This window comes from Streptomyces sp. NRRL F-2664 (genome assembly GCF_000719345.1).
Lineage (GTDB): Bacteria > Actinomycetota > Actinomycetes > Streptomycetales > Streptomycetaceae > Streptomyces.
On sequence record NZ_JOFX01000244.1, the window covers coordinates 1 to 1,595 of the forward strand.

At 68.8% G+C, this 1,595-nt stretch carries 1 pseudogene; it reads left to right on the top strand.

The window, feature by feature from the left end:
* The first annotated feature begins 115 nt into the window (after nucleotides 1-115).
* Nucleotides 116-1,500: pseudogene (locus IF89_RS50100) on the top strand (IS110 family transposase).
* Nucleotides 1,501-1,595 lie beyond the last annotated feature (95 nt).

Here is a 1,595-nt window from a genome sequence, read left to right on the forward strand (position 1 = left end):
AGCCGCCGAGCTCTGGAGCAGACCGAGGGCCCTGCGGGCCGCTGGGGTCACGAACGGCTGATCGGATGCAGGGCCATCGAGCCCTTCCATCAGGGAGACCCGTGCCCCCGCACGGCTGCGACCAGCAGCACGCCTCCGGTCGAGAGGACGAACACGACACAATGACACCTGCGGAATCGGCTGGAGGCGACCACTGCGACGCCGCCCTGGTCGACCACGAGGGAACCCTGGCGGCAAGGGCCCGGACCACCGACGGCCTGCACCAGCTCCTCGAACTCCCCACCACCCACGGCGACACCGCCGACACTCCGGTCCCCGTCGCGATCGAGACCTCCCGCGGCCTCCTCGTTGCCTGCCTCCGCGCGACCGGCCGGCCCGTATACGCCATCAACCCGACGGCCGCCGCCCGCTACCGCCACACAGCACCCGCAAGAAATCCGACCGCCTCGACGCCATGGTACTCGCGAAAACCCTGCGCACGGACAAGGCCGCCCACCGGCCCCTGCCGACGACAGCGAGCTCGCCCAAGCCGCCGCCGTACTGGCCCGCGCCCATAAGGACGCGGTCTGGGACCGCACCCAGACGGGGAACAAACTCCGCCCCCACCTGCACCTGCGTGAATACCTCCCCGCCTTCCCCGCGGCCTTCCAGCACAACCCCGAAGGGATCAGCAGCAGCACCGCCCGCGCCGTGCTGGCCGCAGCCCCCACTCCCGGTCAGGCAGCTCTACCTTTCAGGCGGGTTCGTCCTCCCATTCGTAGGGTGGGGACACCCGGGGACACCGGGTGTGGCTATCAGGCAGCTGCCAGCCGTGGTGGGGTCGACAGCGGTAAGGGGCACTATCACGGCCTCGCCCTGGATACGGACGGCAAGACGCTGCTGTCGCGGAGGGTGGCCAATGACGAGCCCGAGCTGCTGAAGCTGGGACGCCAGGCCATCGCCCTGCTCAGACAGCTTGATGCCGCCTGCATCAGCGTCGACGACCCTGCCGAAGCGACGGTGGAGTCCTCTGATGCGCACCCGGACGCCGAGACCATCACCAGCTTTCCAGGGCTCGGGTCACCCACCGGCGCCCGGGTGCTCGCCGAGATCGGCGACGACCGATCCCGATTCACCGACGCGAAAGGCCTCAAAGCCTTCGCCGGGGCCGCGCCGGCCACCCGGGCGTTCGGCAGAAGCCTTGCGGTCATCGCCTGGCAGGGTCAAGAACCAGCGTGGCCTAGGTCGGCTATGTCTGGGCGTATGCCAGCCTGACCACCTCCCCAGGTGCCCGAGCCCACTACGACAAGCCACGAGCCGATGAAAGACCGCCACACCGCTGCCCAGCGTAATCTCTTCAACCGCCTGCTACCGCATGCTCGGCTGCCTCCACCACTGCCCCACCAAGCGCACCCCTACGACGAACTCACCGCGTTCTCCCCCCACGCCGACCCCACAACTCACCACCGCCGCTTGACAGATCAACTGCATCGGATGTCGCCTCACCCCGTCCTGACCTAATGGCGGTGCAAGACGGCGACGGAGGATCGGGGGACGTCTGGTCCTGACCCGGAGCTCGACTCCTACTTCATTGAGGCTGTGCGCAACCGGCCCTC